At 54.1% G+C, this 24,092-nt stretch carries 26 protein-coding genes, 1 tRNA gene and 1 pseudogene; 12 read left to right on the top strand and 16 right to left on the bottom strand.

Features of this window, described 5'->3' with window-relative positions:
• Positions 1 to 116: 116 nt before the first annotated feature.
• Genes C3Z11_RS07265 through C3Z11_RS07255 form a run of 3 tightly spaced genes read right to left on the bottom strand, consistent with a single transcriptional unit; the run spans position 117 to position 3,076 of the window.
• The gene (locus C3Z11_RS07265) at positions 117 to 1,643 is read right to left on the bottom strand and encodes a tripartite tricarboxylate transporter permease (RefSeq protein WP_106477276.1); all 1,527 of its coding nucleotides are present in this window, start codon (positions 1,641 to 1,643) and stop codon (positions 117 to 119) included.
• A gap of 3 nt (positions 1,644 to 1,646) precedes the next feature.
• Positions 1,647 to 2,087 carry a tripartite tricarboxylate transporter TctB family protein gene (locus C3Z11_RS07260; RefSeq protein ID WP_106477753.1) on the bottom strand — a complete coding sequence of 147 codons (441 nt, stop codon included), beginning with the start codon at positions 2,085 to 2,087 and terminating at the stop codon, positions 1,647 to 1,649.
• A 2-nt stretch (positions 2,088 to 2,089) separates the two neighbouring features.
• Complete coding sequence (locus C3Z11_RS07255; RefSeq protein ID WP_106477275.1) at positions 2,090 to 3,076, bottom strand: Bug family tripartite tricarboxylate transporter substrate binding protein; 987 nt, start codon at positions 3,074 to 3,076, stop codon at positions 2,090 to 2,092.
• A gap of 332 nt (positions 3,077 to 3,408) precedes the next feature.
• Between C3Z11_RS07255 and C3Z11_RS07250 the strand changes: the two genes are divergently transcribed.
• Positions 3,409 to 4,416 carry an adenosine deaminase gene (locus C3Z11_RS07250; protein WP_106477274.1) on the top strand — a complete coding sequence of 336 codons (1,008 nt, stop codon included), beginning with the start codon at positions 3,409 to 3,411 and terminating at the stop codon, positions 4,414 to 4,416.
• Between the two features lie 168 nt (positions 4,417 to 4,584).
• Complete coding sequence (locus tag C3Z11_RS07245) at positions 4,585 to 4,788, top strand: putative motility protein (RefSeq protein ID WP_106477273.1); 204 nt, start codon at positions 4,585 to 4,587, stop codon at positions 4,786 to 4,788.
• A 149-nt stretch (positions 4,789 to 4,937) separates the two neighbouring features.
• Here the strand turns inward: C3Z11_RS07245 and C3Z11_RS17015 are convergent, their stop codons facing one another.
• The 4 genes and pseudogenes from C3Z11_RS17015 to C3Z11_RS07230 form a co-directional block, all read right to left on the bottom strand.
• Positions 4,938 to 5,192 carry a TOBE domain-containing protein gene (locus C3Z11_RS17015; RefSeq protein WP_394810203.1) on the bottom strand — a complete coding sequence of 85 codons (255 nt, stop codon included), beginning with the start codon at positions 5,190 to 5,192 and terminating at the stop codon, positions 4,938 to 4,940.
• A pseudogene (locus C3Z11_RS17010) lies at positions 5,172 to 5,300 on the bottom strand (TOBE domain-containing protein); the annotation flags it as partial. The gene C3Z11_RS17015 and the pseudogene C3Z11_RS17010, both read right to left, overlap by 21 nt.
• A gap of 760 nt (positions 5,301 to 6,060) precedes the next feature.
• Entirely contained in the window at positions 6,061 to 6,270 is a 210-nt protein-coding gene (locus C3Z11_RS07235) for a superinfection immunity protein (RefSeq protein ID WP_106477272.1), read from the bottom strand.
• A gap of 756 nt (positions 6,271 to 7,026) precedes the next feature.
• Positions 7,027 to 7,102 (bottom strand) — tRNA-Gly (locus tag C3Z11_RS07230).
• Between the two features lie 445 nt (positions 7,103 to 7,547).
• Between C3Z11_RS07230 and C3Z11_RS07225 the strand changes: the two genes are divergently transcribed.
• Positions 7,548 to 7,799 carry a hypothetical protein gene (locus tag C3Z11_RS07225; RefSeq protein ID WP_106477271.1) on the top strand — a complete coding sequence of 84 codons (252 nt, stop codon included), beginning with the start codon at positions 7,548 to 7,550 and terminating at the stop codon, positions 7,797 to 7,799.
• Between the two features lie 55 nt (positions 7,800 to 7,854).
• Entirely contained in the window at positions 7,855 to 8,016 is a 162-nt protein-coding gene (locus tag C3Z11_RS07220) for a YqaE/Pmp3 family membrane protein (RefSeq protein ID WP_106477270.1), read from the top strand.
• Between the two features lie 50 nt (positions 8,017 to 8,066).
• Here C3Z11_RS07220 and C3Z11_RS07215 read toward each other — a convergent pair whose 3' ends face one another.
• Positions 8,067 to 8,558, bottom strand: a complete 492-nt coding sequence (locus C3Z11_RS07215) for a DUF6314 family protein (protein ID WP_158700943.1) — start codon at positions 8,556 to 8,558, stop codon at positions 8,067 to 8,069.
• Positions 8,559 to 8,586: 28 nt separating this feature from the next.
• Between C3Z11_RS07215 and C3Z11_RS07210 the strand changes: the two genes are divergently transcribed.
• Positions 8,587 to 9,462 (top strand): DMT family transporter, encoded by an 876-nt coding sequence (locus C3Z11_RS07210; protein ID WP_106477268.1) that lies wholly within the window; start codon positions 8,587 to 8,589, stop codon positions 9,460 to 9,462.
• A gap of 27 nt (positions 9,463 to 9,489) precedes the next feature.
• On the opposite strand, the gene C3Z11_RS07205 is transcribed toward C3Z11_RS07210, so the two are convergent.
• From C3Z11_RS07205 to C3Z11_RS07195, 3 genes are all read right to left on the bottom strand, one after another.
• Entirely contained in the window at positions 9,490 to 10,785 is a 1,296-nt protein-coding gene (locus C3Z11_RS07205; RefSeq protein WP_262927286.1) for an SO_0444 family Cu/Zn efflux transporter, read from the bottom strand.
• Positions 10,769 to 11,206, bottom strand: a complete 438-nt coding sequence (zntR, locus tag C3Z11_RS07200) for a Zn(2+)-responsive transcriptional regulator (RefSeq protein WP_106477267.1) — start codon at positions 11,204 to 11,206, stop codon at positions 10,769 to 10,771. Before zntR ends, C3Z11_RS07205 begins: the two co-directional genes overlap by 17 nt.
• Positions 11,207 to 11,293: 87 nt before the next feature.
• Positions 11,294 to 12,310 carry a DUF1853 family protein gene (locus tag C3Z11_RS07195; protein ID WP_158700942.1) on the bottom strand — a complete coding sequence of 339 codons (1,017 nt, stop codon included), beginning with the start codon at positions 12,308 to 12,310 and terminating at the stop codon, positions 11,294 to 11,296.
• A 68-nt stretch (positions 12,311 to 12,378) separates the two neighbouring features.
• Here C3Z11_RS07195 and C3Z11_RS07190 point away from each other — a divergent pair, with 68 nt between their 5' ends.
• The 5 genes from C3Z11_RS07190 (at position 12,379) to C3Z11_RS07170 (ending at position 16,518) form a co-directional block, all read left to right on the top strand.
• Positions 12,379 to 13,260: an NAD(+) kinase gene (locus C3Z11_RS07190; RefSeq protein WP_106477265.1), complete on the top strand. Its 882-nt coding sequence runs from the start codon at positions 12,379 to 12,381 to the stop codon at positions 13,258 to 13,260.
• 14 nt (positions 13,261 to 13,274) lie between these two features.
• A complete protein-coding gene (locus tag C3Z11_RS07185; protein ID WP_106477264.1) occupies positions 13,275 to 14,282 on the top strand; it encodes a metallophosphoesterase in 1,008 nt (335 codons plus the stop codon).
• Positions 14,283 to 14,456: 174 nt separating this feature from the next.
• Positions 14,457 to 15,308, top strand: coding sequence for a rhomboid family intramembrane serine protease (locus tag C3Z11_RS07180; protein WP_106477263.1), 852 nt, complete (start codon positions 14,457 to 14,459; stop codon positions 15,306 to 15,308).
• A 76-nt stretch (positions 15,309 to 15,384) separates the two neighbouring features.
• Positions 15,385 to 15,660, top strand: coding sequence for a YeaC family protein (locus C3Z11_RS07175; RefSeq protein WP_106477262.1), 276 nt, complete (start codon positions 15,385 to 15,387; stop codon positions 15,658 to 15,660).
• 60 nt (positions 15,661 to 15,720) lie between these two features.
• A complete protein-coding gene (locus C3Z11_RS07170; RefSeq protein WP_106477751.1) occupies positions 15,721 to 16,518 on the top strand; it encodes a DUF2797 domain-containing protein in 798 nt (265 codons plus the stop codon).
• Positions 16,519 to 16,581: 63 nt separating this feature from the next.
• On the opposite strand, the gene C3Z11_RS07165 is transcribed toward C3Z11_RS07170, so the two are convergent.
• Positions 16,582 to 18,072 (bottom strand): RimK family protein, encoded by a 1,491-nt coding sequence (locus C3Z11_RS07165; RefSeq protein WP_106477261.1) that lies wholly within the window; start codon positions 18,070 to 18,072, stop codon positions 16,582 to 16,584.
• 275 nt (positions 18,073 to 18,347) lie between these two features.
• On the opposite strand from C3Z11_RS07165, the gene C3Z11_RS07160 reads away from it, so the two are divergent.
• Entirely contained in the window at positions 18,348 to 18,839 is a 492-nt protein-coding gene (locus C3Z11_RS07160; RefSeq protein WP_317450658.1) for a GNAT family N-acetyltransferase, read from the top strand.
• Positions 18,840 to 18,851: 12 nt separating this feature from the next.
• On the opposite strand, the gene C3Z11_RS07155 is transcribed toward C3Z11_RS07160, so the two are convergent.
• Both C3Z11_RS07155 and C3Z11_RS07150 read right to left on the bottom strand, forming a co-directional pair.
• Positions 18,852 to 20,102 carry a cation:proton antiporter domain-containing protein gene (locus C3Z11_RS07155; RefSeq protein ID WP_106477259.1) on the bottom strand — a complete coding sequence of 417 codons (1,251 nt, stop codon included), beginning with the start codon at positions 20,100 to 20,102 and terminating at the stop codon, positions 18,852 to 18,854.
• A gap of 119 nt (positions 20,103 to 20,221) precedes the next feature.
• Complete coding sequence (locus C3Z11_RS07150) at positions 20,222 to 21,103, bottom strand: DMT family transporter (RefSeq protein ID WP_262927285.1); 882 nt, start codon at positions 21,101 to 21,103, stop codon at positions 20,222 to 20,224.
• 217 nt (positions 21,104 to 21,320) lie between these two features.
• On the opposite strand from C3Z11_RS07150, the gene C3Z11_RS07145 reads away from it, so the two are divergent.
• Entirely contained in the window at positions 21,321 to 21,833 is a 513-nt protein-coding gene (locus C3Z11_RS07145) for a YbaN family protein (RefSeq protein WP_262927284.1), read from the top strand.
• 99 nt (positions 21,834 to 21,932) lie between these two features.
• Here C3Z11_RS07145 and C3Z11_RS07140 read toward each other — a convergent pair whose 3' ends face one another.
• Together C3Z11_RS07140 and C3Z11_RS07135 are read right to left on the bottom strand one after the other, a co-directional pair.
• Positions 21,933 to 23,105, bottom strand: coding sequence for a zinc-dependent alcohol dehydrogenase (locus tag C3Z11_RS07140; protein ID WP_106477258.1), 1,173 nt, complete (start codon positions 23,103 to 23,105; stop codon positions 21,933 to 21,935).
• Positions 23,105 to 23,860, bottom strand: coding sequence for an SRPBCC family protein (locus C3Z11_RS07135; protein WP_106477257.1), 756 nt, complete (start codon positions 23,858 to 23,860; stop codon positions 23,105 to 23,107). The genes C3Z11_RS07140 and C3Z11_RS07135 overlap by 1 nt, the downstream gene beginning before the upstream one ends.
• Positions 23,861 to 24,092 lie beyond the last annotated feature (232 nt).

Here is a 24,092-nt window from a genome sequence, read left to right as displayed (position 1 = left end):
TTATATCTACGTACAGTTATTTCTATTTTTTGCAGGATTTCTTTGCAGGCTTGGGCAATACAGCCAAAAAAAGCGCCCGCTTGATAGCGGGCGCAGGTCGTTCAGGAATTTAGATATTAATCTTCAGTCACTTCATCGGCTGTCTTTACGCGCATACGGCGGCGCAACATGGGGCCCACGATGTAGGGGGTAATCAGGCCAATGATGGCGATTGCCCAGATGGCAATTGATAGCCAGCTGCTCCACAGCACTGCCCAGTCACCATCGGAGAGCATCATCGCGTGACGCAGATTCTTCTCCATTTCTGGCCCAAGCAGTAGGCCAAGGATGACCGGTACCAGTGGAATCTCGATCTTGCGCAGGATGTAACCCAACACACCAAAGAAGATCATGAAGTACAGGTCGAAGGCCGAGTGACTGATCGAATAGATCCCGACGATAGCGACCAGCGTGACGATCGGCATCAGGTACTTCGGCGGCACCGACAACAGCTTGACGAAGATACCCACCATTGGAATGTTCAACAGCAGCAGCAGGAAATTGCCGACCAGCAGGGCAGCGATAACACCCCAGACAATTTCGGCATGCTGTTGAAACATCAGCGGTCCCGGCGTGATGTTCAGTGATACCAGCATGGCGAGCAGTACGGCTGTGGTACCACTGCCCGGGATACCCAGGGTCAGCATCGGTACCAGCGCACCATTGGCAGCCCCGTTGTTGCCCGATTCCGGTGCGGCAACGCCCTTGGGATCGCCTTCACCGAAACGATTCTTCGAGCCGAGCATACGCTTTTCGATCGTGTAGCTCAGGAAACTGCCCAGCGATGCCCCTGCTCCCGGCAGAACGCCGGCAACAAAACCAACCACGCCACCGCGCAGACTAGTGGGGATGATCGCTAGGATCTCCTTCCATTTGATCTTCAGCTTGTTGACCTTGATGGTCTCATCGCCATCGCTGATACGACGTTCGATGAAAAACAGAAGTTCGGAGATAGCGAACAGGCCCACAATGGCAATAATGAAATCAATGCCTTCGTAGAGTTCGAGAATATCGAAGGTATAGCGTTGATTGCCGGTCGAGATGTCGATGCCGATCGTTGACATCATCAAACCCAGTGCTGCGGCGAGCAGCGTTTTCATCGGATTCTTGCCGGTAATGCCGCCTAACGTGGCAAAGGCGAGCACGAACAGGGCGAAGTAATCGGCCGGGCCAAAGGTCAGCGCAAATTTAGCCAATGCCGGCGCCAACAGAATAAGACCGATACAGGCCACCAGACTGCCAATGAACGAGGCCACAGCGGATATCGCCAGCGCCTCGGCAGCCTTGCCCTGCTGCGCCATGGGATAACCGTCGAGACAGGTCATCATCGCCGGCTCATCACCAGGAATGTTGAGCAGAATCGAGGAGATACGCCCGCCATACATGGCGCCTGAGTAGACCGCTGTCAGCATGATCAGGGCCGATTCGGGCGGTAGTCCCAACGTAAAGGCGAGCGGAATCAGGATGGCCACGCCGTTGGCCGGGCCAAGGCCGGGCAGAGCACCAATCAGCGTGCCGAGAAAGCAGCCGATGAGAGCGAGCAGCAGGTTCATGGGCGTCAACGCAACCCCGAAGCCCTGCATCAGATAATTAAGGGTATCCATGCGTTAAAACTCCAGCACGCCCAGCGGCAATGTCAGCTCAAGCCCATAGTTGAACAGCACGAATGTCACGATCGCGCTGATGAGCCCGGTCAGGAAGGCGGGAAGCAGCTTGGCGCCCATGCGCCAGCACAGCACGCCTACCATGAGTGTCGTGGCAATAATGAAGCCGACAGGCTCGAGCATCAGGGTATAGATGATCAGCGCCACGATGGCGACCACGATCTCGATCATCGTCTTGCCCCATGGCCAGCCGTTATCGGGGTCGGGACGGACGATCAGATAAAGGCTGGTCAAGCCAAGCACTATGGCGAGCACAGTAGGAAAGGTTTCAGGGCCTATCGCTTCGGCACCGCCGAACGGCTCAGGAAACTGCTGGGCCTGCCAGCCGTACGCGACCGCCAGCAGGAGCATCAGAATGCCAAAGATACGATCATTGAACGTCATGATCATTTCACCAGTCCGATTTCCTGAGACAGGCTATGAATGTCATCGACCTGCTGATGAACGTAATCGGTAAATTCCTGACCGGACTTGTGAAACGGCATCAAGCCATTTTGCGTCATGATCTGTTTCCAGGCATCGGTCTCATAGACTTGATCAAGCGTCTTTACCCACCAGCCATAAACATCATCGGATACGCCGCTAGGCACATAAAACCCGCGCCAGTTGGGCGCTACGGTGTTGATACCCTGCTCCTTGGCGGTCGGCAGGTCGGCGAGCTCCCCTGGTAGACGTTCATCTGACAGCACGGCCAGCACTTTCAGGTCGCCGGACTGGATAAAGCCCATCGATTCGGAAACATCCCCGGTAAACGCAGCGACATGGCCGCCCATAACCTGGGTAATTGCCTCACCGCCGTTGTTGTAGGAGAGGTACTTGATCTTGCGCAGGTTGTCGATGTCGGCTGCCTTGGCTACCTGGAGCACCTTGAGGTGATCCCAACCGCCAAGCGCACTGCCGCCGGCAAACGACACCGAGCCGGGATTTTCCTTCAGCGCGGCGATTAACTCATCAAGGGTGCTATAGGGCGAGTCCTTACCGACGGCGATGATGCCGTAATCCGCGCCCAGTGCTGCGGCCCACTTGACCATGTCAGCATTCATGCCGGGAAACTGTTTCTGCGCCAGGCGGGTCGTGGTGGCAGTACTGGCTGCAACGATCAGTTGCTCATCGTTTTTGCGCTTGCTGACAGTATGAGCAAACGCTACGCCGCCGCCTGCACCCGCCATGTTGGTGGTCTGCACACTGGCGGGGACCATATCCTGCTGTTCCAGTACCCGCCCAACGCTACGGCAGGTGAAATCCCAGCCACCGCCCGGGTCAGAGGGTGCGAGGCAGTCGATCTTGCCGGAAGGTTGGAAGGCAAGCGCAACGCTGGCACTTAACGTAAGGGCCGTTGCTGCAATGAGACTAAGGGAGGTCTTGGCGCGCATTTTCATTCCTCTGCGGGTCACTAAATTTATTCGCGTAAATAAACCTTACAGTTAAGTAAGCTTTATTTTTCAGTAACTTGGCTACATTCGCCTTTGAAGCGGAAAGTAAGGAGTGGCCTGCAAAGGGTCAACGGCTCCTTTAGTCTCTTAGACTAAAGTTTATAACGTTTTCAAGGGCATAGCGCTTTGTAAAAAAACGGCAGTCACATAATCAAGATGGGCAAATGCGGCTTGCTATGAATCATTGACTGAAGCCTTGTCAGTGCAAAAATGTTCGTGTCACGGCATGATGTCGAACTTTATTTAAAACCGAACAATATTTTGGAAATCCCATGCATGACTTTCTAACGCGTCTTCCCAAGATCGAGCTTCATCTTCACATTGAGGGCTCGCTTCAACCGGAAATGATGTTTGCCTTGGCTGAACGTAACGGTATCGAGCTGCCCTACAGCGACGTGGATGAGGTGCGCCGCGCCTACGATTTTCAGGATCTGCAATCGTTTCTCAATCTTTACTATCAAGGCATGAATGTGCTACGCACGGCCGATGATTTCTTTGATCTGGCTTGGGCCTATTTCCAGCGCTCCCACGCCGATAATGTACGGCATAGTGAGTTCTTCTTCGATCCACAGGCACATCTGGCGCGTGGTGTTTCACTTGATGTCCAGTTCGAAGGACTCAACCGTGCTCGTCAGCGTGCCGAAACTGAGTTGGGGATCACCAGTGCCATTATCCTCAGCTTCCTGCGTGATCAGTCAGAAGAGAGCGCAATCGAGACGCTTGAAGCCGCGTTACCGTTTCGCGAGCATTTTATCGGCGTTGGGCTTGATTCCGCTGAACGTGGCAACCCGCCTTCAAAGTTCGAACGCGTATTCGCACGAGCTGGCGAGCTTGGCCTGCATCGCGTTGCGCATGCAGGTGAAGAAGGACCGGCAGCCTATATAAAGGAGGCGCTTGACCTGCTCCATGCTGAGCGTATCGATCATGGGGTGCGTTGCCTTGAAGATGAGTCTGTTGTTGCTGAACTCGCAAAAAAACGTATTCCGCTAACGGTCTGCCCGCTATCGAATGTCTATCTTAAAGTTGTCGAACGGATGGAAGACCATCCGCTGCCGAAGCTGATCGAGGCTGGACTGTGTGTCACGCTCCACTCCGATGATCCGGCTTACTTTGGTGGTTATATGGGAGCGAACTTCACGGCCGTTCAGAACGCTTTCAATTGGCCGAATGAGACCTGGATTCAACTGACCCGCAACGCTATCGAGGCATCATTTATCAGCGATGAACGGCGTAAAGCATTGCTCGCCGAGCTGGATGAGGTGGCGCAAGACGCGGTATGAGCGAAATGAAATAATTACCTAATAGCTGCGAGTATATTCAGGGCCGCGCAATGCGCGGCCTTTTTTATCTAGTGGCACGACTTCTTTTTTGAATGTTAAAGCTGTACACGTGAATGCCGATACACACCGTTGGGGTTAAAAATTCAATGTATCGAAGGGAGAGTCATCATGGATTTAACCGTCAATGGTACGGTCAGTGAAGCATTGGCCATGCAGCAAGCTCAGACTATTGCCAGCGCACAAACGAAGGTATTGAAGATGTCCATGGATGCCCAGGCGGATCAAGTCACCCAATTGATGGCCTCGGTATCGCCCACGGCGCAGTTGGCCACAGAGGGCGCTGTCGGTACCCGTATCAATACGTTTGCCTGATCGTCTCGATGCCCTGAGTAGGTTTGATGCATATTTAAGTCGGCCATGATTGGTCGGCTTTTTTATATCTGGAGAAGTAATTATTTGACCGCACAAAAATAAAAACCCCGCCGAAGCGAGGTTTGATAGGGCTTAGATCAGGCGCTGCATTAGCTCGAAACGCCCAGCACCACATGCGAGGCCTTGACCACCGCCGTAGCCTCAGCACCCACGTGCACGCCCAGTTCATTGACGGCTTTCCGGGTGATCATGGCCTTGATTTCGCTGTCACCGCCCAGAGCAATGACCACCTCAGAGTTGACCGCACCATCCTGAACGGTTTTTACCGTGCCCTTCAGGCAGTTGCGTGCCGACAGACGAATGCCGCTGTCCTCAGTCATCACCATTACCCAAGGTGCCTTGATCAGCGCAATCGCTTCGCCACCTTCGACGATCCCCAGCTGTCGAACACTTTCCATGGTCACGATGGCCACCAGCGGCTGCCCACCGGGAAGCTCAAGAGTCACCTCGGCATTAACCGCCCCGGGCTATACGTGTCGAACGGTACCGCGAAATACATTGCGTGCGCTGATCTTCATAGTTATCTTCTGGATGAGATTTGCTCTTCGTTCCTAGCTATAAAGATCTAATTATCTGGCAGGCATTAGTATCAAATTATGCTAATAAATTTCGTATGTCCATTGATGAAAGTCATAACTTTTAGCTGATTTATCAAGCTTTTGAGAGAATTTATCAAAGAACTCTGATTAGGTATTAGGAGGCTAATACACAGTCCGTCTCGGTAGGGTTATTGGCATCCCCATCATCACTTCATATATCACTGAAAGTTCGATGGTACCGATTGTTTTCACTTCCACTTCCTTCTTCTTATCTTCTGAAAGTGAGCTGGAAGTGAGTATGTTGCCTCTATGGCACGCTGAAGCTCGAGCATCAGCCATTGAAAGGGTTAGATGTGCCTGTGCAGCCGTTATGAACTTGGCGTGATCGAAGTGATAGGATGGCTTATCGCCGCTCTTAGCCTTGGTGGCGCTCCACTGTGGCATTGACCGTAAGAGAACGCTTACATTTGCCAGAGATGAGGCCTGACATAACCAAGGTGATCGACCAACTATTAGATTCTTTAGCTTTTCTGCATTCGGACAGCGATTAAGGCTCCCATTACATGCTGAAGAGTAAGCCACCTAAAGAAAAACCGCCTCGGTGGCAGGTTAGGGCCTCTATGCAATCTACTAAGATGCATGCGCTAGGTTATCTTTCGAATAGCCGACTCCATTAGATAGCCGCGACTTCGGCTGCGCTGCGCTTTTCTTTATCCTCTCCTGTGCATGCCCATACTAGTGCAATAATCCAGCCGATAAGAGTCCATCCAAGGAAGAAGTTCAGCAGCCCGATCGCCGCCGTATTACGCTTTCCTCTCGCGTTTGCGACGATGGTTGGAATGAAAAAAATCGCCACTGTAATACCGAAATAAATCGAATCCATGCCGTTACCTCACATTTGGTAACTTGATGTTACTCTCTAAAATGTATAGGCAAAGGCGTAATTAAGACCAGTTTTCCATCGCTTCTTTGCTAGACTGCTCGGACGAGAAAAGAGCTATTTTTCTTCCGCTGCCTGAATTGCTAGATAGACGCAACGGTTGCTTCGGCCTCTTCGTGTGTTGGAGCTTCCACTTCTTTCTTCTCGGCCTCTGAAGGTGGATGTTTTGTCTCTATGGCGCGGACGTGCGACATGACGATGATCAAGTGGGACGAAATCGATATGAAACGTCGCAATCTGATTGTGAAAGGGCGCGGTACCAATAAGTCGCAAAAGGTTCTTGTCGTCTGACTAAACGAGGCAGTGATAGAAGCTTTGGAAGGAAGGCGGTCATACAAATATCAATACTGCCCTGAATCCGCCGTGGGAGTTCTGCCGGAAAAATGGCAAGTGTGTGCAGGATGTGAAGAGGTCTTTTGCTCCAGTGAAGAAGGAAGCCGGTATTACCGATTTCAGAAAGCATGATCGGTGACACAGCTTTGCATCCTGGCTTGTTCACAGCGATTTGCCGCTCACGTTGGTAAGCAAGGCACTCAATCACTTGTCGATGCGGACAACAGAACGATACTCACACATCAAGCAGAGTGCTATTCAGGACAATGTGGATAAGACCGGAGCGTCACGTGTTGGTCACGTGAGAAGGGCTGTAGAGGAAGATCAAAACATCAGCTCTGTAAGATGCTGATGAATAAGGAGAAATGGAGCGGGCAAAGGGATTCGAACCCTCGACCCTCAGCTTGGGAAGCTGATGCTCTACCAACTGAGCTATACCCGCTCGACGACGCCCATCATAGAAGGGTGTCTGAATCATGGCAAGCAGTCGTATCATCTTCCTTGCGTTAAACTTAAGAATAAGTTTTTTTGTACTTACAGGAAACTAACAGCACTTTGTCCTGTCAGAGGTAGCAAGACGTTCTTCTTCAGTCGCTGAAGTGCGCGTCTTGGTTTACTGTTCCTTATAGGCCGCTCCACGTTGGGCGGCTTTTTTATTGCCGGTAAACGAGATGGTCTTGTGTCGTTATTGACCTGCCTGTTTTCGTTGTGAGGTATGGTTGGGGTGGTTAAACAGCGTTGGAAATCTATACTCTAGAATGAAAGTAGGAAGAAGTGATCAAATGTCTCTGCCTGCTTTAACTATTTAATAAATGCTGTCCGCATTGAAGACGGCATTTTTGCCCTAATATGAGTTGTTAGGACATCACCGTCGAGGAGGGTTTGGCATGAATGCACGTGATTACCTGGCCAAGCAGGGGATCTATCTCGACAAGGAAGAAGACAAACCGAATACGCTGGAAGAGAAAGCATGGCAACGTGCTCGCAACGCTGGTCATGAGCGGCCGCGTTCAGGGACGCCTCATGACTGGGAAGACTGGGAGCAATATCATGCTAGGCTTGGAGGAGAGAGCGGTTCGTTGGAGCAAAAGTTCAATGCCGACGCTCATGGAAAAACTTCAGCCACGCGTAAAGACTGATATTGTGCGGTAGTGCACTACCAAGCATCTAGAGTTAATAAACAAGGAGGTTTACATGGATATTATTCGTATTATTTTGGCTATTCTCTTGCCGCCGGTGGGCGTGCTGATGCAGGTAGGGATTGCCAATAAGCATTTCTGGATCAACATCGTATTGACGCTGTTTGGCTATATTCCAGGCATCATCCACGCTATCTGGGTGATCGCAAAATATTGATCATCGGAAGATACTCTTTTCAGAAAACCCGGCTGACCAGCCGGGTTTTTTTATGACTGTTCGCTAGTAGTGGATGCCGCTAGATAGCGGTAATGCAATCGTTCATTTTTACGCGGCCCGGTAATGGTCCAATCAAGATGAAAGCCATCGCTATCTATGGTCAGCCGCGCTGCATACAGGTCATCAACACAGACGTGGGCCTGATCGCTGATAAGTACATCGCCATCGTTATCACTAGTAACAAGATCGAATAACCATACTGCCGCATCGGCTCCGCGTCGCTCATGATGCAATGAGACGCGGTCGGCAAAAAATGACCAGCGATAAACATTACTGAACGGTATGGTTTGACTGGGTTGCGCACTTTGCAGTGCAAAATGACCGCTTTCATAAAAGCGTACGATGTCACCGTCATGTTCGATTCTGACACTACCTTCGCCACGCCCGGCCCAGTCAGTTTTAGAGCCATCTTCTGGCGCGGAAAGAAAATAAAAACGCTGGATGGTTAACAACAGCGTCCTTAGCCGTATAATCGCGGTCAACTTAAATTCTCTTCTTGGTTGACTAATAATGGGTTATTTAATCGGCGTCACGTTACTGTGGTCGTTTTCCTTCAGCCTGATCGGCGTCTACTTGGCCGGCCAGGTTGATAGCTACTTCTCGGTACTGACGCGTATCGCGCTTGCCTGCCTGCTCTTTCTGCCATTTCTTCGTCCTAGTCTTATACCGGGCCGTATCAGGCTGGCGCTGATGGCGATTGGCGCAGTGCAGATCGGTCTGATGTATATCTCTTATTATGAATCGTTTCTGATTCTGACCGTGCCGGAAATTTTGCTTTTCACGGTATTCACGCCCATCTACATCACCTTGATCAATGATGCGCTGGTAGGGCGCTTTTCGCCCTTTCATCTACTGACGGCCTCGATTGCCGTGTTTGGCGCCATGGTGCTTAACTATCAAGGCGTTAATGAAAACTTCTGGAAAGGATTCTGGATGGTGCAGGGCTCGAATATATGCTTCGCTATCGGTCAGGTGGCCTATCGTCGTCTAATGGCGAAGGTCAAGCTGGAGGCCTCTCCTTTCAATATCTTCGGCTGGTTTTATATCGGCGCCTTGATCGTCGTCGTGCCGGCTTATCTACTGTTTGGTGACTTCAGCAAGCCCGCTACCACACCGCTGCAGTGGGGCGTGCTGCTGTGGCTGGGAATTGTTGCCTCGGGGCTGGGTTATTACTTCTGGAATCAGGGGGCCTGCAAGGTAGATGCCGGTACCCTGGCCATCATGAACGATATGCTCAAGCCGGCTGGGCTTGCTGTCAATCTGCTGATCTGGAACCACGATGCCGACCTGCCACGCCTGGCATTGAGCAGCGCTATCATCATTTTCGCCCTGGTGCTTAATGAGTGGTGGACACGCCGTTACGGGGCTTATGCCCGGCTGACGTGATTACCCTCTTCATCTTGGGTGAAATGATTAGCAGCAGCCGCACTCCTTGGCTGGAGCGCGGTTTGCGATGCGCTGGCGCAGCTGTTGAATGAGTACGCCAAGCGTCATTACGGCCAGCACGATACCAGCGCCAATTGTCAGCCAGGCGGGAATCAGCGTCTCGCTGGCGGCCAGCTCAGCACGAAGATCAATAGACCACAGCGAAACAAGCATATTGGTCAGATAACCGAACGCGACGGCGACACCAATGACACCGGTCAGATAAGCACATAGCGTACGCGTGCCCAATTCCCGACGGACAATGCCGAGCGTGGCGATATTGGTTGCTGGTCCCGCCAGTAAAAAGACCAGTACTGCGCCTGGAGACACGCCTGCCAACAATAAGCCGGCGGCAAGAGGCGTAGACGCCGAGGCGCAGATATACATCGGCACGCCAATGAGTACCATGACCAGCATGGCAGCCCAGCCATGGCTGATGCGGGCAAGGAAATCATCAGGCACGAAAGCGACGACCAGCGCGGAAAAGGCAATCCCTACGATGAGCCAGAGTGCAATATCGGCAAACAGATCATCATAGGCAAAACGAAGCCCGCGCCGAGCGCGTGAGAATACTGACGGTGCCGTGCCTACAGATGCGGTGTCTGCGTTACTGGAGCAACAAGACGAAGCAGACGCCGATGAGCCTTTTGAACTGCAACATGATGACGTCGCTTTTGCTGGGCTACCGCAGGATGCTGCTGATGAAGACTCACCACAGCAGGAAGTTGTCAGCTGAGTCGAGCCGCAGCACGATGAGCCCTTTGATTGAGCGGTCGAGGAGGTAGCGCACGTTGAACTTGTGGTTGGGGACCATGTCGCTACGCTGGCATTTGCCTTGTTCGCTGCGGGCTCCTCTTTCTGGACCGTTTCATCCTTGGCCCACCACAGCGTCAATGCAGCGGCACTCAAGGCAGAACACAGCGCGGCAGCAATGCGGATAATGGTAAGAAACGGGCCCAGCAGGGCATAGGATATGGCGATCGAATCCACCCCTGTTTCCGGCGTTGAGACCAGAAAAGAGGTTGTTGCACTCCTGGAGGCACCGGCTCGGCGTAGTCCCACCGCGGCAGGAATAACGCCACATGAGCATAATGGTAAAGGCGCACCGAGCAGTGCAGCCTTGATGCTTGGCATAAACCCACGGCCACCAAGATGGCGCGCTAGCTGAGCACTGGATACGAAACTATGCAGTGCGCCCGCAATCATAAGGCCAAGTAGCAACCAGAAGGCGGCATCCAGCCATAGCGACAAGAAGGCACGGCCGAAATCAATCAACATGGTCATGAGTCGTTTCCGGGCGAGTTTCGCCTTCGGCGAAGGCGGTAAGAATGGAGCAGTGCGCAGCCGAATACGGACCGCCACAGCAGGTCTGCGTTAACTGCGAGAGCGTATCGTGCATCAGCTGGAGTTCATGCATGCGCTGTTCAATGTCACGGCGCTTGGCCTCGGCAAAGCGTTTAACTTCAGCGCAGGTATGCGTGTCGCGTTCACCTTCAAGCGACAACAGCTCTCGAATTTCATCAAGTGTGAAGCCGACAGTCTTGGCCCGCAGGATAAAGGCAACCCGCCCGACGTTACTGGCCGGATAGAGCCGATAACCGTTATCGGCGCGCTGAGGTGCGGGCAGCAAGCCCTGGCGCTCATAGTAGCGAAGCGTTTCAACACTCACGCCGCTGTAGCTGGCCAGTTCACCGATTTTAAGCATGTCGAATTTCCAGAACTGCCAAATATGACCACAGCTTAAACCCTAAAGCTAACTACAGGGTCAAGGGGCATCTGACGCATTCTCGTATCAATCATCATGTAGTGACCGGCGCCGAGGGCGACGCCGGGGAGGCAAGGGGACAACGCTTGGCCAGCGGTCGGCCACTATCATGGCCCGGGCCATGCGCTGATGCTCATCTTCAATGGCGATCTGCACGGGAAAGTCAGCGGCGGCGAAATGAGCCTTGAGCTCATCTTCGAAGGCACCGACATCGATAAGATTTTCACGTCGAGGTAGGGCCAGCCAATGGGGTTTGTTCATCCTCACGGCGCGGCGAATGCGTTTATGACTGCGATAGGCAGGCCATGCGTGCCAAGGCAGCCAGTCGCCACGAAGGTGATGAGCTGTGGCGCCCTGCGGTGCGGCGATGTCTGCTGACGGGTTTGACGGAGGGGAGGACCATGGATAGAACAAGACGCCCAGTAACGCCAGACGTTGATGCGGCAAATCTGGCCTGTCACTTTTTTCGTCCCCGTTCCTGTCTCCAGCAATATAGTCACTCAGTGCTGGTTGAAGATAGTCGTGCCTGAGCATCGGCAACTGATGATCAAGCAAATGAACATGCTTGAGCGCGAGGCTGTCGATACCGCCAGCACCAATCCAGCGGCTTTGGGCGGTGGCTGGACCGGGGCCGTGCGGTAGGCCAAGATAAAATTTGATCGCGACTTCGAGATGCGTCGGCAGGGCGTCCTTACCTTCCCGATAGAGAATATCCAGCTCGCCCAAGGTACGTTTGCCATCGTAAACCGCTAGGTTATGCGTCAGTAGTGTACTGCCGGGGGCTTGAGAAAGTAGCACGTGCCATAATTGTTCGTGGTAATGCCCCAGCCGCCGGTTAAGGCTATTTGACAAGGTATCTTCGATCATCAGCGGATCGCTTTCCAGCGTATCGAGCCAGGCGGTAGGTTCGCTCAGGCCAAGCTCGTATGCGGTGGGGCGGCCACGGTAGCGTGTCTTGATCAGCGCCGGAGCATTGAGCAACCAGGCGAGATCGCGCACCAGTGGGTGCCGGTAGCGCTCGAGGTCGATGGAGATGCCGGTCATGCTCGTGTTTGCCCTCGATATCATTAAGTCCGCATAATGCGGGCCCACGCAGGATTTTGGAAAAGCGCATGGAGCAATTCAAGACGATCGGTTTGATTGGCCGGTTGGGTAGCGCCAAGGTCATCGATACGCTGGAGCGGCTGATTCGCTTTCTCGGCGAGCGCCAGTTGGATGTCATCATTGATGAAAGCCTGGCAGCGGCGCTGTCCGATCATGGCCTTCCCCTAGCAGAGCGCGAGGCATTAGCCGAGCGCAGCGATCTGGTGATTGTCGTCGGCGGTGATGGTAGCTTGCTCGGCGCGGCACGGACAATGTGCCGAACCGGAACGCCCGTACTGGGTGTTAATCGCGGGCGTCTGGGGTTTTTGACCGATATCTCGCCCGATGAGGTCGAAACGCGAGTGGGTGAAGTGCTCGATGGCAACTATGAAAGCGAGCAGCGTTTTCTCCTTGAAGCTGAAGTCTACCGCGATGGTGAGCTGGTCGGTACTGCAGATGCCTTGAATGATATCGTCACTCATCCCGGCAAGGTGGCGAGAATGATCGAGTTCGAGCTGTTCATTCAGAACCAGTTTGTCTATAGCCAGCGCTCTGATGGGCTGATTGTCGCCACGCCAACTGGCTCGACCGCTTATGCGCTGTCCGGTGGCGGGCCGATTCTGCACCCCAAGCTGGAGGCGATGGTGCTGGTGCCGATGTTCCCGCATACGCTGTCGAGCCGCCCACTCGTTATCGACGCTGCCAGCGAGATCCGCATTCATATCGGTGATGCCAATGAAGCCGATCCGCATGTCAGCGGCGATGGTCAAACACAGATTGTGTCGAAGCCGGGCGATGTACTGATCATTCGCCGCAAGGCACAGCGCCTGACACTCTTTCATCCTCTTGGCCACAACTACTTCGAGACCTGCCGCAGCAAGTTGGGGTGGAGCAGTCGGATGGGAGATTGAGGAGGGCTCGAAACATGACACTTGCCAGTGGCCTTGACGGCTACGATTTGATCGGTGATGTGCACGGGTGCGGGGCGACACTCGCGGTGCTGCTGGAAAAAATGGGCTACACGCAGTGCGATGGCATCTATTGTCATCCACGCCGTAAGGTGATTTTTCTTGGCGATCTTATTGATCGCGGGCCTCATGTCCGGCAGGCGCTGGCGATCGCACGGCGTATGGTAGAAGCCGATCAGGCCCTGATCGTGATGGGGAATCATGAGCATAACGCGCTGAGCTATTTTCATCGTGCCGAATCCGATGACGATGACAGTGAATGGCTGCGTCCCCATACGCCACGCAATCATCGGGTGATCAAGGAAACGCTGGATCAATTTCAGCAGCGGCCCGAAGAGTGGGAAGACTATCTGGACTGGTTCATGACCATGCCGCTATGTCTTGAGCGGGATGGTCTGCGTGTCGTGCATGCCTGCTGGGACGAGGCGCTGATCAGGCCCTTTCTGGAACGTTACCCTGACGGCCGGATTGACTATGCGTTCCTGAAATCCTCCGCCAGCAAGGGCTCCTTCGCGCATCGCGTGATGGACAGGCTTACCCGCGGCGTGCAGGTCACGCTGCCTGAGGGCGTCGTCATTCGCTCAAGCGACGGGTTTACGCGCCATGCATTTCGCGCCCATTTCTGGGCGCAGCATCCACTGACCTATGGTGATGTGGTCTTTCAACCCGACAGCCTGCCCGATGATCTCGAAGCGCGTGCATTATCTGCGCATGAGCGCTCACAGCTGAGCTATTACGGCTTGGATGAGCCACCACTGTTTATTGGCCATTACTGGTGTGAAGGCATACCCGCATTGCCGGTGCCCAATATTGCCTGTCTTGACTATAGTGCGGTGAAGTATGGCCGGCTGGTAGCCTATCGTTGGGATGGCGAAAGCAGGCTCGATGCTGACCGATTTGTGTGGGTACGTGTGATGCCTGATGAGCAGTCGCAAAAAAATTTTAGAGAATTTGATCTTTTGTAGGAACTTTTGAAAAGGGTTGCCGTCTGAGTAAGTGTTCCCTTGAATGATCCCTTGCTCTTGTCCGGCGGCCTTCCGCCGGACTTTTCTTTGTGCGTCTGTTTTGTAAGCAATCCGTTGCTTGATGGATGAGTGCAAGGATACGGTGCTTGCCGTTTTGCAGGACAAGGATTATCTATGCCCAAGGCACTACGTTTTCCACACGATCTCGATTTATCTCCCCTTCGACAGGCACTCTGGGCGCATCGGATTGGGCATCATTTTACCGATGATGACGAAGGCCAGCTGATCATTGTGCTCAGCGATGCACAGGAGGCCCAAGCGCTTGAACTCGTAGCGCGCTGGCAGCGCGGGGAGAGCCTCCAGCCAGAAGGGCCAATCGCCCGTTCGCCAGGTGTGCTCAGGTCAGCCTTTGCACGCGCGCCGGTAACAACGCTCAGTATTATCGTTTGTATTCTCTGTTTCGCCCTGACCGCCATCATAGGTGATAGCTTTCTCGCTGCGATGACCATCGTGCCGATCGGCGTCGAGGGCGAACAACTGGTCTATGGAAACTTGCCTGAGGCCTTGGCGAGTGGGCAGATTTGGCGTCTATTGACGCCGATGCTGCTCCATTTCGGCTGGATGCACCTGATTTTCAATATGCTGTGGCTATGGTATTTCGGTCGCCAGATTGAAGCCTTGCAGGGGCCTCTGCGTTTCATTTTGCTGGTTGTCATCAGCGGAATCATCGCTAATCTCGCGCAATATGCGACCGGTGTGGTGCTGTTTGGCGGCATGTCAGGCGTTGATTATGCCTTGCTGGGTTACGTATGGCTCTTTAGCCGCCTGCGCCCATCCAGTGGTTTCAATATTCCCCACATGCTGATGATCTTCATGCTGATCTGGCTGGTGTTGTGCATGACGCCGTTCGCCGATGTTATCGGTTATGGCAATATTGCCAACGAGGCCCATCTGGGCGGTTTGCTGACCGGTTTGGCATGTGCCTTGATTGCCACTCGGTTTGGACGCAATGCCGGACAGCAATGAGATGGCATGCAAGAGACAAGCATCGGATTTCGAACGTTATCAACCAGGGCGCATGGGCGCCGGACAGGAATCTTCCATGACGGATATGACCTTCGAGAAAATGATTCGGCAGATGACGCCGGAAGTCTATCAAAGCCTCAAACTGGCCGTTGAACGACGCAAGTGGCCGGATGGCCGCATGCTGAGCAGTGAGCAGCTTGAACTGTGTCTCGAAACGGTGATCAAGTATGAGGCCGAACACAAGGTGCCCGAAGAGCAGCGTGTCGGTTATCTTGATCGCCATAGCTGCGGTAGCCACGATGAGGATGGCGAGCATGACCATGCCAGCGATCCGATCAAATGGGTAAATTGATTCGTGCCACAACAGTTGATCAACGTAGCTGAAACAAGCGCACAGGGTACGCTGCAAAAAATGGCGCTTGAGGCGACTGCACCGGTCAGTTATACGCTCAGGCTTGGCACCGAGCGTATTGCCTTGAATCCCTATCTCGACCGCGTAATACATTTGAATTTCACGGGCCGTATCTTGTGTGTGAACTGCGGGCGCAAGACCAACAAGAGCTTTTCACAAGGCTATTGTTATCCATGTTTCAAGAAGCTGGCCCAATGTGATACCTGCATCATGCGCCCTGAAATCTGTCATTTTGCGCAGGGGACCTGTCGCGAGCCCGAGTGGGGCGAGCGGCATTGCTTTCAGCCTCATGTGGTCTATCTGGCTAATTCCTCGGGACTCAAGGTCGGCATCACCAAGCCCTCTCAGTTGCCAACGCGTTGGCTCGATCAGGGCGCTATCCAGGCATTGCCCATTTTTGAGGTGGATAGCCGTCAGCAGTCGGGCATGGTCGAGGCGTTGCTGCGTGAGAAGATCAGTGACCGTACCCAGTGGCAGCGCATGCTCAAGGGGCAAAATGCACCGGTCGATCTGTTAGCCGAGCGTGACGACCTGCTCCGCTATTTCGAGCCGGGCCTGGCACAGTTGCGTGAGCAGTTCGGGGCGCAGTCAATTCGTGAAATCAGAGACCAGGATGTGCTTGAACTCGATTACCCCGTGCTGGCGTATCCGACCAAGGTCGTCTCGCTCAATTTCGATAAACAGTCGCGAGTCGGCGGACGCCTGATGGGGATGAAAGGACAGTATCTGATCTTCGATAGCGGCGTGATCAACTTGCGCAAGTTCGGTGGCTATGAAGTGATGTTCGAAGCGGCCTGAGCAGAAGAGACCCAGGCCGTGTTAGGCGAGTGCGTTATCGTTTGCAGGCAAGGTTGGCGATAGCTACGCCGTGGGTATCTGCCTGCGGCGTTCTTCCATCCGTTGCAGGAACACATCCATCACCCGCGTGTAGAGCGCAGCGCCGAGCACGACGTCCTCGACGCCGACATCGAGATTAGGATTGTCGTTGACTTCGATGACCACTACGCGCTCGCCGCTCTGCTTGATATCGACCCCGTAAAGGCCATTGCCAATCAGCCGCGTTGCCTTGAGCGCGGTCTTGATTACCTTGGCGGGTGCTTCGCTGGGATCAAGCGTATCAAAGCCGCCGCTGCGTATCTTGCCGCCGCTATGGTCATAGATCTGCCAGTGGCCGCGTGCCATATAGTAGCGGCTGGCGAACAGTACCTTGCCGTCGAGTACGCCGATGCGCCAGTCGTATTCGGTCGGCATCCACTCCTGCAGCAGTAGCAACGCTGAATCTTCAAACAGCCTTTTCGCTTCACGTTCGAGCTGATCAAGCGATTCGATCTTGACGATCCCCTTGGAAAACGCGCCATCGGGCACCTTAAGTACCTGCGGAAAGCTCATATGCTGCGCTTTTTCACGCAGATGCTTGAGATCGCCCCGGTTAAGCAGCTGGCCTTCCGGTGCGGGAATACCGCGGGCGCGCAGTAGCGCATGCAGGTAGACCTTGTTGGTACAGCGCAAAATCGAACGCGGATCATCAATGACCACCAGGCCTTCATGCTCGGCACGCTTGGCCATGCGGTAGGTATGGTGGTCAAGGTTGGTCGTCTCGCGGATGAATAACCCATCAAACTCCGCCAGTCGGCCTTCATCCTTGCGGGTGATCAAGCTGACATCAATGCCCATGGCGCGTCCGGCGCGAATGAACTGTTTGATTGCACTCTTGTTGCTGGGCGGCAGCTTTTCCTTGGGATCGACGAGAATGGCAAGATCAAAGCGGTAGCGTCTTCGCGCCGCCGGTGTGCGCCACACCTTGCGTGAATGACGGTTGAGTGCCTTGGCGAAACGGTCCTCTTCGTGCCCCTTCAAAGCCGTCAGCGGTAGCGCCTTCAAGCGTGCTAAACGCCATTCATCATGTTTGCAGCTCAACCGCGCTTCCATCAGTGGGCAGGGCAGGCGTTCGAACAAACGCCGCCCCAGGCGACCAAGCCCTTCGATGTCACTTTCGCCGAAGAACAGGCGAAGGGTGATTTGCTCACCCTGCAGCGCGCCGCGTTTGGCAAGCTCGGCCATCAAGGCGTTAAGCCCATCGAGTTCAAGGTCAATCAGCGCCTTGCGTGACAACTGGCTTAGTGTTTCGACACTAGGCTGTACGCGTTGACCGCGTGCCTGGGCAAGTAACGAGACATAATAGCCGGTGCCCAGGTAGTCGAGACCGCTACACAAATTGATAACGTGCGTTGCGGCGTCGCTATTGCCGGCATTTTCAATGGCAAGGTAATCATCAGCAGTGACGACATCATCGCTGGGATAATAAGGGCGCCAATCGCTTAAACGGTCGACGACGATACGCAGGCGTGACATGGCTCTCTCGTGGGTACGTTCTAGGTCAGAAATGACAGCGTGCCAAAGGGGCATGGCTGCTCTAAATGATGGCTGCTAGCTTGAGCCGAGCAATCGCGATGAGCAAGCATTATAGCTGTCGTTACGCTAAGAAATTATCAAGGCCTGTGGCTAGGCTCACGGGGCTTTACCTGAACTGCATTGACGCTCAGAATGCTGCCGTTTGGATAGTGAGCTGAGATAATGACCAGGGTTAACGTACCGGGCCTGACGTGGAGAATGATGGGATGGCATTAATGTTAAGGCCCGCGGTGCCTGAAGACCTCGGTGCGCTGTATGCCCTTGAGAATATCTGCTTTGGGGGCGACCGTTTCAGCCGTCGCCAGCTCTCCCATCTGCTGCTTCGCGCTAATGCTTATATCTGCGTACTGTACGATGAGTCTGATCAACTCATGGGCTACGGGATGTTATTGTTTCGGCGTACCAGTCAGATGGCTCGGCTCTATTCATTTTGCGTTCATCCCGATGTGCGTGGTGGAGGCAATGGCCGTGTGTTACTTAATGCGCTGGAAGAGCAGGCCATAGCCAAGGGCTGCACGCGTATGCAGCTTGAAGTACGTGCCGATAATCGCAGCGCTATCGCCCTCTATCGCCGTCTAGGGTATCGGGTACTCTATTGGTTGGACGATTACTATTCCGATGGCTGTGCCGGCTGGAAAATGGCCAAACCGCTGGTAACGGAAGCGGCTGAGGCTTCGGCCGATGCGCCAGCCGAAATCTCTTCCTGACGCTCATTCACCCTATTTTTTCTCGTCACTGTTCTTGCTGGCAGCCTTGCTATAGAGCTTGGCGGTCAGCAGGCTGGTACTGCCGTGGATGATCACCGATGCGACCACCACCAAGGTAACGATCGGCCAGGCTATTTCGAAGCCGCCTTCCTTGTGGGCTTGTAGCGCATAGAGAAGAGCAGCGACGCCAATCGGCCCGATCCAGCCGATCCAGGCGGCGGCGGGAGTAGGGCGGAAGTCGCCAAGCAGCGGTTTGATCAGTAAAAATGCCGGCAAGCGACGCAGCACTACCACCAGTACGGCGGCAACGACGACCAGCCAACCCATGTTGACCCACTCCTGCCACGGCAGTAGCAGCCCAAGCAGAAAAAATACCGGTACGGTAAACAAACGCTCCAGAGTGGACTGGATCTCTTCCTGCTTGAGATCTTCGTTCTCCGTCACGGTATGAGACAGGCCGAGGTTGGCGATGAACACGCCGACGATCTCATTCATCTTGAGCAGGTGCAGCCCGGCGAGAATCAACAACGTAAAGGCCAGCGAGAAGGGCAGAATCGTGCTTTCAGACATCAATCCAGCATTGTGGGCTTTTTCCAGTATGCGTCCGGCAATATAACCGAGAACGTAGGCGATAATGGCGGCGAGCACGTTTTCATAGCCAACTGTCTTGAGCAGCCAATGCATGGTATCCAGCGGTGGGCCGCTGTGCAGGCTGAGCCAGATGGATAGTGCCAGCATGACCATCGGGGAGGCGAGGCCGTCATTGATGCCCGATTCGTAGGTAATGGCCTTGCGCATTGAAGCGGGCAATATCTTTTGAGCTTGTTCACCACGTACTACGGTAGACGTAACGACGGGGTCAGTGGGCGTCAGAATCCAGCCGAGCAGGAAGGCCGCAGCCCAGCCAACAGACAATACCAACTGCAACACGACGGTGGTGCTGGCAGCCATCAATATCATCCCCAAGATGACAATAATGGCCAACGCCCGTTTTTGACGGCTCAAAAAGGCCCGATCCATCTGCAGCGCGGCAGAACTCAACGCAAGCGCCATGGTAATACGACAGGCCCACTCCATCAGGGTGGTCGTGTCGCCTAACGATGAGACGGGAATCAGGCCGCTTACGGGTCCTGCCAATACACCAGCAAGCAGCGCAAACTGTACTTCGGTAGCATACCAGTTGCGTATCTTCTTGATGATAAGGCCGTTGAAGATCCAAAGGGCACTGACGCAGAGGACAATGAGCAAGATGTGAGTAGTCATAGTGAAAGCATTATTAGATGAATGAATCGACTCAGCTATCGACCAAGCTGGGCTTAATGGATACTTAATCAGTTTGGTCGGGTATGGGCTATTGTCAATTTCTCAGCCATCACAAGGCGTTATGTCCACATCACACATAGGGCACTGATAACGATAAGCAGCAGCCCCCATCGGTCGCGTCCGGTTATTTTTTCCCGTAGCCAGTGATGAGAAATCAGTAGCGTGAAAAACACCTCGATCTGGCCGAGCGTCTTGACCAGCGCGACATGTTCAAGATTGACAGCGGTGAACCAACCGATCGAGGCGAGGCAACTGGCCAGACTGATACAGAACACCAACTTGGGACGACGATAGACGCGCACCAGCGTAGTGCGGTCACGCCAGCCAAGCCAGGTGAGTAAAACCACCAGCTGGGTCGTAATGGTAAAAAACAATACCCAGGCTGAGGCGTGTAAAAAAGGCAGATCTGTGAGCTGATGTGACGCATGACGTACCCATAGCGTTGTCAGCGCGAAGAACATGCCACTGGCAAGACCAATGACAATGGTAGAGCCATCGGCGATACCCGGCGTTCGTGAACCTTTCATCAGCCAGATCGCGGCGGCGCCGATAATGACTCCAAGCCACCCCAGCGGGGAAAGTGACGCTCCGAAGAACATGACGCCAAGAATGGCGGCCAGCAAAGCCTCGCTTTTAGCAAGGCCAACGCCGGCGGCGTAGCTGCGGCGCTGAAAGAGACGGACCATCAACATGGTAGCGATGATCTGCGACAGGGCGCCGGCGACAATATCGAAGGCAAATAGCGCCGAGAAATGCGGCAATGAAACAGGCTGCCAAGCATGAAGGATTAATAAATAACCTCCCGCCAACGGCCAGGCCCAGAGGAAACGGGCCAGTGTGACACCGAGAGCGCCGACATCGAGGCTCAGCTGCTTTTGAAAGGCATTACGCCATGCTTGCATGAACGCTGCGCCGAGCGTGAAGAATATCCAACTGGACACGAGTCGAGGCCTTGGCAGGGAAAACGAGCAAGGCTATCGGATATCGTTTGGGCACACCAATGAAAAGAGGTGATGGTAATTATTACCGTTGCAACGTCCAAACGAGGTGAATTCTCATGTATAACGGTAAGCCATATGGCCTCTGGTACTTGTTCAAGAGTTTCATTAACGCGGTGTCATGGTGTATTGGCAGTATTTTCCGGGTAAGTATGCGGCCATGACGACGATAGGTGGCTTGATGAAGGACAGCGTATCGGTCGGCACGATCAATAAGCCGAAAACGGATGAAATCCCAGGTATGCGAGAAACCAAACTGGCGAAACGTAAACTACCGCGGCTATTTTGGGTAACGCTAGCGGCGCTATGTTTTGCTATTGCCATAGTGGGCATTTTCCTGCCGTTATTGCCCACCACGGACTTCATGCTGTTGGCCGTTATCTGTGCTTCGAAAGGGTCAAAGCGTTTTGAGCGTTGGATTCGCAACAATCGCCTGGCGGGGCCGATGATCTACGCGTGGGAAAGCGAGCGCGCCATACCGCTCAAGGCCAAATGCCTTTCTATCACCACGTTGATTGCCAGCATCATCATTATCTACGTGCATGTTCACTTTCACTGGTTATTGTGGCTCGCGCTGGCCATTTTGATTCCCGTGGGCATCTATATTGCGACGCGTCCTACGCCTACCGGCACCTGGCAGCGTGAAATGCCGCTTGAGAAACCGCCGAAGTAATCGTTAGCAATAGCGCTAAGAACGCCGCCGTATTGAAAACGGCGGCGTTCTTGTCATTACGTGCAGCCGGTGGATATAGCTGGCAAGTGCACCGTAGGTTCAGGGAATGAATACCGCGCGCAGACAATCGTCGCTCTTTTCCTTGAACATCGCATAACCTTGAGGACCATCCTCCAGACTCATCGGATGCGTCAACAGATAGGAAGGGTCGAGCTCGCCGTTCAGGATGTGTTCGAACAGACGCGAGACATAGCGCTGTCCCGGCTGCTGTCCCGACTTCACCGTTAGTGCCTTGTTGACGATCGCGCCCATCGGGAACTTGTCCATAAGGCCGGCATAGACCCCAAGCACCGAAACGTTGCCGCCTTTGCGGCATGAATAGATCGCCTGACGCAACGCTGCACCTCGCTCGGTATGTAGACGCAGCTGCTGCTTGGCCTTGTCGTAAACCTGTTCAAGCGTATTGTCGGTATGCGCTTCCATGCCGACACAGTCGATGCAGCGATCCGGGCCGCGTCCGCCAGTCAGTTCCAACAGCGCTTCGTGGATGTCGAACTGGGTATAATCAAGACCGATGGCACCGCCTTTTTTCTTGGCGAGATGCAGGCGATCGGCGAACCGGTCGATCGCAATGACGCGCTCTGCGCCCATCAGGTAGGCACTTCTGATCGCCATCTGACCGACGCCGCCGCAACCCCATACGGCTACGGTGTCGCCGGGTTCGATCTCGGCAATGTCCGCACCGTAGTAGCCGGTAGGCACGGCATCGGAGACGAACACGGCCTGCTCATTGGTAATACCTTCAGGCACCTTGAAGACGTTGACGTCGGCAAACGGGACGCGCACATACGTTGCGTGGCTACCCGCATAGCCACCAAAGGCGTGACTGTAACCGAAAATGCCAGCGCAGGGCTGGCCGTAAAGCACCTCCGTCGCCGTGGGGTTGGGATTGGAGTTATCGCAGCAGGAATACTCCTCACGCTGGCAATGGGCGCATTCACCGCAGCCGACAATCGAGACGGTAATGACACGATCGCCGCGGCTCAAACCGGTAACAGCAGAGCCGGTCTCCACCACCTCGCCAAGAAACTCATGGCCGATGATATCGCCGGGATGCATGGTAGGCACGTAACCATCGAGCAGGTGAAGATCCGAGCCACACACCGAAGACATCAGTACCTTGACGATAATATCGCGCGGATTGACGATTTCCGGGTCGGGAATCGTCTCGACACTAAGCTTGTTCGCACCTTGCCAAGTCAATGCTCGCATTACAGTCCTCCTGCCAGTAGCGGTTTATTCTGGGTAGCGTTGGTGGTCAGCTCACCGATTTCCATCAGCTGCTTCAGCCGCCGCAAATCGTTGCGCGCCAGCGTGCCAGGGTCTTTCTGCAAAAGCTTGGCGACCACATGCCCCACCTGACCGCCCGGCGGTTCGTAGGCCATCAGTGTTTGCACTTCAGTACCCAGCCCGTTCGGCGCGTCGCGGAAACTGACCCAGCCGCTATTGCGTATCTGCGCATTGTCGTCTGAGGCCCAAGCGATGTACTCATTGGGCCGTTCTTCTGTAACGGTGGCATCCCATTCGACACTACTGCCGGACGCATCGGTGGCAACCCAGTGCGAATGCTGGTCACCGAATACGTCGATGCGGGCAATATGCGTCATGAAAGAGGGAAGATTGGTGAAATCGCGCCAGAAGCGATAGAGCTCTTCCTTGGGCTTATTGATAGTGATGCTGCTGGAGATGGCTTTGGCTGTCTTCCAATGGTGTTCGCGTGCCACCTGCTTCTCGTAAGGGTTCGGCGTGATCATCTGTTTGGCGCTGCAGTGTCCGCTTGCACCGCGCTGAATCATCAAACCGCCCACGACGAGATGAAGCAGACCCACAAAGCCGCCTTTTCTAAATCCTTGAGTGACGCACATCGCGCCGCCGGCAATAGATGCCGCGCGCTCAAGCCCCTTGACGTTATTGTTGGATGTGGTTCGTGCTGCAACCAGCTTGCTTTCCGAACGTGAACTCGTCATGACTGACTCCTTGTCCTGTTGAGTGTGATGCCACCTGGCATCAACTCCATCACAAAGAGTTTGGCCGCCGTCGCAGATCCGTCAAGGTAGGTTTAGCCACAGGAGTATCGAAGGGCAGGCCGCGGCGTTGACGAATTTCGGCGAGTTGTCGTTGGGCCGGCCCGACTGGAAGTAAAAGAAGGAATGTTTTTGAACTCATGTTTGAATAAAGATAGCCGGGCACGACTGTGCT

This window comes from Phytohalomonas tamaricis (genome assembly GCF_003012345.1).
GTDB classification, from domain to species: domain Bacteria; phylum Pseudomonadota; class Gammaproteobacteria; order Pseudomonadales; family Halomonadaceae; genus Phytohalomonas; species Phytohalomonas tamaricis.
This window is presented reverse-complemented; position numbering and strand designations above follow the sequence as displayed.

Coding starts and splice junctions, on each gene's coding strand:
- C3Z11_RS07265 (WP_106477276.1), bottom strand. CDS start 1,643: ATGGATACCCTTAATTATCTGATGCAGGGCTTCGGGGTTGCGTTGACG.
- C3Z11_RS07260 (WP_106477753.1), bottom strand. CDS start 2,087: ATGACGTTCAATGATCGTATCTTTGGCATTCTGATGCTCCTGCTGGCG.
- C3Z11_RS07255 (WP_106477275.1), bottom strand. CDS start 3,076: ATGCGCGCCAAGACCTCCCTTAGTCTCATTGCAGCAACGGCCCTTACG.
- C3Z11_RS07250 (WP_106477274.1), top strand. CDS start 3,409: ATGCATGACTTTCTAACGCGTCTTCCCAAGATCGAGCTTCATCTTCAC.
- C3Z11_RS07245 (WP_106477273.1), top strand. CDS start 4,585: ATGGATTTAACCGTCAATGGTACGGTCAGTGAAGCATTGGCCATGCAG.
- C3Z11_RS07235 (WP_106477272.1), bottom strand. CDS start 6,270: ATGGATTCGATTTATTTCGGTATTACAGTGGCGATTTTTTTCATTCCA.
- C3Z11_RS07225 (WP_106477271.1), top strand. CDS start 7,548: ATGAATGCACGTGATTACCTGGCCAAGCAGGGGATCTATCTCGACAAG.
- C3Z11_RS07220 (WP_106477270.1), top strand. CDS start 7,855: ATGGATATTATTCGTATTATTTTGGCTATTCTCTTGCCGCCGGTGGGC.
- C3Z11_RS07210 (WP_106477268.1), top strand. CDS start 8,587: ATGGGTTATTTAATCGGCGTCACGTTACTGTGGTCGTTTTCCTTCAGC.
- C3Z11_RS07205 (WP_262927286.1), bottom strand. CDS start 10,785: ATGACCATGTTGATTGATTTCGGCCGTGCCTTCTTGTCGCTATGGCTG.
- zntR (WP_106477267.1), bottom strand. CDS start 11,206: ATGCTTAAAATCGGTGAACTGGCCAGCTACAGCGGCGTGAGTGTTGAA.
- C3Z11_RS07195 (WP_158700942.1), bottom strand. CDS start 12,310: ATGACCGGCATCTCCATCGACCTCGAGCGCTACCGGCACCCACTGGTG.
- C3Z11_RS07190 (WP_106477265.1), top strand. CDS start 12,379: ATGGAGCAATTCAAGACGATCGGTTTGATTGGCCGGTTGGGTAGCGCC.
- C3Z11_RS07185 (WP_106477264.1), top strand. CDS start 13,275: ATGACACTTGCCAGTGGCCTTGACGGCTACGATTTGATCGGTGATGTG.
- C3Z11_RS07180 (WP_106477263.1), top strand. CDS start 14,457: ATGCCCAAGGCACTACGTTTTCCACACGATCTCGATTTATCTCCCCTT.
- C3Z11_RS07175 (WP_106477262.1), top strand. CDS start 15,385: ATGACGGATATGACCTTCGAGAAAATGATTCGGCAGATGACGCCGGAA.
- C3Z11_RS07170 (WP_106477751.1), top strand. CDS start 15,721: ATGGCGCTTGAGGCGACTGCACCGGTCAGTTATACGCTCAGGCTTGGC.
- C3Z11_RS07165 (WP_106477261.1), bottom strand. CDS start 18,072: ATGTCACGCCTGCGTATCGTCGTCGACCGTTTAAGCGATTGGCGCCCT.
- C3Z11_RS07160 (WP_317450658.1), top strand. CDS start 18,348: ATGTTAAGGCCCGCGGTGCCTGAAGACCTCGGTGCGCTGTATGCCCTT.
- C3Z11_RS07155 (WP_106477259.1), bottom strand. CDS start 20,102: ATGACTACTCACATCTTGCTCATTGTCCTCTGCGTCAGTGCCCTTTGG.
- C3Z11_RS07145 (WP_262927284.1), top strand. CDS start 21,321: ATGACGACGATAGGTGGCTTGATGAAGGACAGCGTATCGGTCGGCACG.
- C3Z11_RS07140 (WP_106477258.1), bottom strand. CDS start 23,105: ATGCGAGCATTGACTTGGCAAGGTGCGAACAAGCTTAGTGTCGAGACG.
- C3Z11_RS07135 (WP_106477257.1), bottom strand. CDS start 23,860: ATGACGAGTTCACGTTCGGAAAGCAAGCTGGTTGCAGCACGAACCACA.